Origin of the sequence: Jeotgalibaca sp. A127, assembly GCF_052266745.1 — a bacterium.
In the GTDB taxonomy this organism is placed as follows: Bacteria; Bacillota; Bacilli; order Lactobacillales; family Aerococcaceae; genus Jeotgalibaca.
This window is the reverse complement of the sequence record NZ_JBQPRC010000021.1, coordinates 1-5,889: the sequence shown is the minus strand read 5'-3', so window position 1 is coordinate 5,889 and position 5,889 is coordinate 1. Positions and strand designations below refer to the sequence as shown.

Annotated in this window: 5 protein-coding genes; 4 read left to right on the top strand and 1 reads right to left on the bottom strand. The window is 42.7% G+C overall.

The features are described from left to right. Positions 1–145 precede the first annotated feature (145 nt). Positions 146–1,417, bottom strand: a complete 1,272-nt coding sequence (locus ACTVAI_RS11670; RefSeq protein WP_443472652.1) for an amidohydrolase family protein — start codon at positions 1,415–1,417, stop codon at positions 146–148. A 184-nt stretch (positions 1,418–1,601) separates the two neighbouring features. Between ACTVAI_RS11670 and ACTVAI_RS11665 the strand changes: the two genes are divergently transcribed. The 4 genes from ACTVAI_RS11665 (at position 1,602) to ACTVAI_RS11650 (ending at position 5,697) form a co-directional block, all read left to right on the top strand. Further along, on the top strand, positions 1,602–2,753 hold the full coding sequence (locus tag ACTVAI_RS11665) for an MFS transporter (RefSeq protein WP_443472651.1): 1,152 nt from the start codon (positions 1,602–1,604) through the stop codon (positions 2,751–2,753). Positions 2,754–3,124: 371 nt separating this feature from the next. Beyond that, the gene (locus tag ACTVAI_RS11660) at positions 3,125–4,267 is read left to right on the top strand and encodes an ArgE/DapE family deacylase (RefSeq protein WP_443472650.1); all 1,143 of its coding nucleotides are present in this window, start codon (positions 3,125–3,127) and stop codon (positions 4,265–4,267) included. 15 nt (positions 4,268–4,282) lie between these two features. Continuing rightward, a complete protein-coding gene (locus tag ACTVAI_RS11655) occupies positions 4,283–5,002 on the top strand; it encodes a DUF5058 family protein (RefSeq protein ID WP_443472649.1) in 720 nt (239 codons plus the stop codon). A 14-nt stretch (positions 5,003–5,016) separates the two neighbouring features. After that, entirely contained in the window at positions 5,017–5,697 is a 681-nt protein-coding gene (locus ACTVAI_RS11650; protein WP_443472648.1) for a hypothetical protein, read from the top strand. The last annotated feature ends 192 nt before the right edge of the window (positions 5,698–5,889 follow it).

Genomic DNA, 5,889 nt, shown 5'->3' with positions numbered 1-5,889 from the left:
TTTGCAGGTTCTATTCTGTTTCTACTAGTCTAGCAATAAACTTGATGTTCCATCCAGTTTGATATACAAAAAGACCCTATAAAGGGTCTCTTTTTTAAAGAGTCCACTTTATAGGGTCCATTTTACTGAGAGCGGGTCGTTTTTTTTATTTTGTCTTACGATCAATATCCAGTTCTGTTTCATATACGCGTACTGGTTTACTGAACAAGTACTCACCATTACGGACAGAAGCTAAACATTCAACGCGGCGACGTTGTGCCTCAAAGGCATTTGGTGCATCCAGGACGATAAAGTTTGCTGGTTTGCCTTCATCCAAACCGTATACGTCTTCTAGTTGCATCAATTTTGCGCCATTATAAGTTACCAAATCGAAGTTACGTGGGAAGTCTTCTTCACGCATCAATTGTGTGGCATGAATACCGTTGTCCAAAATATTCATCATGTTTCCTGAACCAGCAGGGTACCACAAGTCAACGATGGAGTCTTGACCGAATGCCACGTTGATATCATTATCAACGAATTCTTTTACGCGTGTCAGACCACGACGTTTTGGATACGTGTCTTGGCGACCTTGTAAGAATAAGTTTTCAGTTGGACAAGCTACGAAGTTAAGACCAGATTGACGGAACAAGCCCATCATCCGGAAAGCGTAGGAGTCATTGTCTGAGCCAAATGAAGTCGTATGCGAAGCAGTGGTTGACTTGCCGTAACCTTGTTTCATCGCTTCCGCGTTCAGCATTTCCAGGAAACGTGCTTGGTCATCATCGGTTTCGTCACAGTGTACATCAATCAATTTATTGTACTTGATAGCTAGGCGAACGATTTCCTTGACGGATGCATTTCCGTCTTCTTGGCTCCATTCGTTATGCGGAATACCACCCACACAGTCAGCACCCAATTGCAATGCTTCTTCTACCAAATCACGGCCTGTTTTACCTTCTTCGTTATAAGAGAACATACCGTTTTGTGGGAATGCCACTACTTGGATCGTAATGTTATCTTTTAATTCGTCACGCACTTCAATCGCTGCTTTAATACCAGTTAGGTTTGGATCCGTACAGTCAGTTTGCGCACGGATGTATTGTGTCCCGTATGAAGCCACGTCTTTAACAGCTTGACGGATACGCTCTTTCATTTCTTCTTTAGTGGTGCCTTTTTTGTAGTCATTCCACAAATCAATGGCTTCAAATAAAGTCCCTGATTCATTTTTGATTTCGTCATCTTGACCTGTGAAGTAGTAGTCGAGATGCAAGTGGGAATCCACGTAAGGCGGTAGAACAAAGCGCCCTTGCAAGTCGATGATTTCGTCTGCCTCACCTAAGTCTTTGCCGATGGCTGCAAACTTTCCATCTTTCACTAAAATTTCTGATGCGCCATCATGTTTGTAGATGGTGGCATTGATGAATTTTTTATTCAATCCATATAACCTCCTAAATTAATCTATATCCACTCTACTACCTTTAAGGGAATATTGCAAACCCGATGAAAAATAATATATATGTTGAAATAACCCGTTATATTTATTGTTTTGATTTTGTTTCAAAATGTTGATATGATGGAATGCAGTATCTAATCACAAATCTGTAGGAGGAATTATTTTCATGCAACAAACACACAAACATGGCTTTTCTTGGCCGGTATTTATTTTAATGGGTAGTATCACATTTATGGCTATTTTATCTGAGTTAATGCCTTCAGGTGTATTGCCTGAAATGGCTGCTGGTTTCGGCATCACCGAAGCACAAGCGGGTGGCTTTGTCGGGCAATATGCCATCGCCAGTGCCATCTTTGGGATTCCAATTGTTTCGGCAACAGTTGAATGGGACCGGAAACGACTATTGATGATTCTGTTGGCGGGGTTTGCCGCTGCGAACCTGGTCGTAGGTTTCACTTCCAATTACTGGCTGGCGGTGGGGGCGCGGGTTGTCGGTGGTATTTGTGCGGGGGCGTTATGGCCGATGATTTCCGCTTACGGGATGAGTTTGGTTGCCCCACACGAATATGGCAAGGCAGTGGCGGTAATCATGGCAGGGACTACGCTCGGAATGAGTCTCGGTTTGCCCATCATGACGATGATTGGGACCGCTTTTGGTTTTCATACTGAATTTGTTGTCATGGGAATTTTCGTTTTGATCATCGGCATATTGTGTCAGATTTATTTGCCTCATGTTGTGGGCGAGAAACGTTCCAAATCCAATTCCCCCTTTACTATGTTGAAAAACAAAGGGGTGTTACTGGTGATTTTGCTAACCATTCTGGCAGTGGTGGCGAACTACGGGGTTTACACCTATATCACAAACCTGGTAAGTGACATGAATTATCCGGGCATCGGCTTGGCACAAATCTTGTTTGGTATTGGCTCAATCCTATCGGTCTTGATTGCCGGCCGCTTCATCGACCGCCACTTACAAGCGGTTTGTATTGGCATGTTGGCGTCGGCAGGCGTTGCAATGGCATTGTTCTATTGGACAGACTTGACCGTTCTGCATCATTTTTCCTTTATCCTCTGGGGCATTGGGTTTGGTGCCTTGGTGACACTTTTCCAAACAGCCGTCACCCGTCAAGTAACTAGCGGGACTGCTATTGCGACCTCCTTACAATCAGCTGCTTTTAACTTTTCCATCATGATCGGTAGCACGGTAGGTGGGTGGTTGTTGGCAAACGGGTCATCTGCACCGATTGTAATGATGGCGATGGTTTTGTTGGTGGTTGGGATTGTGGTATCAGTTTTTGCGAAGCGGGCGCTGGCTTAGACTTATCAACTTGATTAAGAACTAATATAGTAGAATAATAAAACCATTTGAGCTGCCTAGAAACACTGAAATGGTTTTATTATGTGTTATTAAACCATTTTGCAAAATTTCAGCAGTCGAAATGGTTTAATTATTGTTTTTTGAACCATTTTCAGTCCATTTAGAGAGCGAAATGGTTTAATCATCTTCAAAGTCTGAATCAGACACATCCCATGCGTTAAGACCATCTTCTTAGGTGGTCTTTTTTGTCGTGCAAATTGTTGGTATAATACAGTTTATAATGAGGTGTGTGACAAATATACTTTACTAACTCCTATTTTGGTATAGGGTTGATGCGTTATAAATTAAAATACAATTAGGGGTGTAGCGGAGTGAATAGAGAAGAGAAAATTTCGGTGTTGCAAGATGTTATCAAAATAAAATCAGAGAACAACAATGAAACGGCAGTTGCAGAATATTTCCAACGTTTATTGGCTGAGTATGGCATTGAATCTAAGCTAATTGAATATGTTCCCGGAAGAAGTAATTTAGTCGCTGAAATCAAAGGTACCCAATCTGGGAAAGTCCTTGCCTACAGTGGTCACATGGATGTAGTAGCGGCTGGTGATTTGAAAGAGTGGACTTACGATCCTTATGGTGCAGAAATTGTGGATGGCAAAATGTATGGTCGCGGCACGACGGATATGAAGGCCGGACTTACCGCTATGGTGCTTGCATTGATTGAGTTAAAAGAATCGGGAAAAGATTTCAGTGGCACGTTACGTCTGGTTGCTTCTGTTGGTGAGGAAATCGGGATGTATGGTTCTAAACAATTAACAGATGAAGGCTATTTGGATGATATCGATGCGATGATTATTGGTGAACCGTCTGGTAAAGATGGCATCATCACTGCCCACAAAGGGTCTGTTCAATATGAAGTTATTTCTCACGGCCGTGCAGCCCATAGTTCCATACCAGAAAAAGGTATCAACGCATTGATGCAGATGAATGCGTTCATTACCAAAGCGGATGCGAAGTTCGAAGCGGCAGGAAAAACAGCCAACAATGAAAAGTTGGGCCGGATGTTGAATGTCTTTACCGTCATCGAAGGTGGGACTCAGATCAACAGTGTGCCGGAACAAACAATCCTGAAAGCCAATGCCCGTACTATTCCGGAATGTGACAACCAAGTGGTACTGGATATTTTAAATTCCACGATTGAAGAAATAAATGCAACGATTAATGGACGCTTGGAATTAAATGTGTTACAAAATAATATGGCCGTTGAACGTTCGGATGAATCAGCGTTGGTCCAATCCATCCGTAAAGTAACGGGTCGGGATCTACCCGCAGTTGGCTTAGGCGGGGCAACGGATGCATCCAACTTCTGCCGCGTCGAGAAAAAATTTGATTTGGCTATTTTTGGACCTGGTGAAACGGCACTAGCCCATACCGTTGATGAATACGTGGAAGTTGACGACTATCTCTATTTCTGTGATTTGTTTGTTGACGTGGCAAAAGATTATTTAATGTAATGAGGAGTGAGTAATGTGAATTATCTAGAAATAGCCAATGGGCCAATTGTCTTTCTGCTTTGTGCTTTAATAATTGGTGTAGTTGCTATCCAAGCGTTTATTTTTGTTATGGTTGCTTGGCGCAGGGGTCAGGAAATTGGCTTGTCCAAGCAGGTCATGCGCCGTACGATGACCAATAGTGCCATCTTTTCAATTGTCCCTTCCTTGCCGATTATTGTGATGATGTTGGCTCTCTCGCAAGCGCTAGGAAGATATTTTCCTTGGCTGCGTTTGTCGGTTGTTGGTTCGGCCGCTTATGAAGGGATGGCAGCTGATTTGGCAGCCCAAAGCATGGGGTTGAAAGGCTTCACAGATCCGAACATGACTCCAAGAAACTTTGTGATCATCATGTTTGTAATGACGATAGGGATTATTTGGGGAATTGTCTTCAACATTCTCTTCATGAGCCGTTTGGATAAATTTTCAAAGAGTCGAAAAGAAAAAGTTGCCGGTGGATTTATCACCGTCTTCTCCAGTGCATTGTTTGTTGCGCTGCTTGTTACTTTATCAGTCCCTTATGTCGCAAACGTCCAGAATATCGAAGCAATCATCGCTTTTGTTAGTTCAGGAATTGTGGTCATGATGTTGAACAGAGTGGCCGAAGTGACAAATCTGCGAGGGTTAAGTGATTTTTCCTTGCCGATTGCTTTAATCGTGGGAATGGCGACAGTCATTCTCTATGTTCAATTGGTCTGAGGGGGTGAAGGGAAATGAACGAAAAAAATGAATTATTTAGCAGACGTATAAACCGTCTGGGACGATTGACGAGTATGATTGCCTTGTTCTTTATGTTGCTTGTCCCTTTTGGAACGGCTTATTATTATGGAACGGATTTCAAATTCAGTGAAGTGTTTGCGGCATCCATCGGCTTGATTGCGACATTCCTGCCGACAGCAGTGGTAGAGAACATTTCCTACTATCCTGTATTTGGCGCGGGGGCCATGTACTTGAGTTCCATTACGGGTAACATTTTGAATATGAAATTGCCTGCCGTTGTTTCAGGCCACAAAATTGCAAACGTGGAGCCAGGTTCGGATAAAGGGGATGTCATTGCCATCATTAGTGTTGGTATATCCTCTTTGGTAACAATTGCAATCTTGATTTTGGGCAATTTCGTGGTCGGAGAAATCCTGGCACCACTGTTAAGTAATCCCGTGTTAAAGCCGGGATTTGATAATATTACACCTGCTTTACTGGGCGCGATTACACTTCCACAGCTGTTTAAAGCGAAAAAGCTCACAATTACGCCAATCATCATCGCATTAGGAGCCTACTTATTCATCGGCCCAGAAAATTTCGGTGCCGTTCAAAGTTATGTATTGATTTCGGTTATGGCCTTGTCTGTTGGGGTCGCCTACTTGCTGCATAAGCGTGGGTTGTTGGATTCGTAATATAGAAATAGAGCTGTTTATCCTTGTACATCAACCAAAGTGTACAAAGATGGACAGCTATTTTTTAGGCTCTATAATATTTGGTGTTGGTGAATCATTTTGATTCACTGGCACCATTTTTGTTTTTAAATGCAAAAAGGCCAGTGAACCCCTATAATTTAGTTACCACACAAAACAACAGGAGGACTCACA

Bases quoted from the DNA above. Each gene is read 5' to 3' on its own strand.
- ACTVAI_RS11665 (WP_443472651.1), top strand. From the start codon at position 1,602: ATGCAACAAACACACAAACATGGCTTTTCTTGGCCGGTATTTATTTTA.
- ACTVAI_RS11650 (WP_443472648.1), top strand. From the start codon at position 5,017: ATGAACGAAAAAAATGAATTATTTAGCAGACGTATAAACCGTCTGGGA.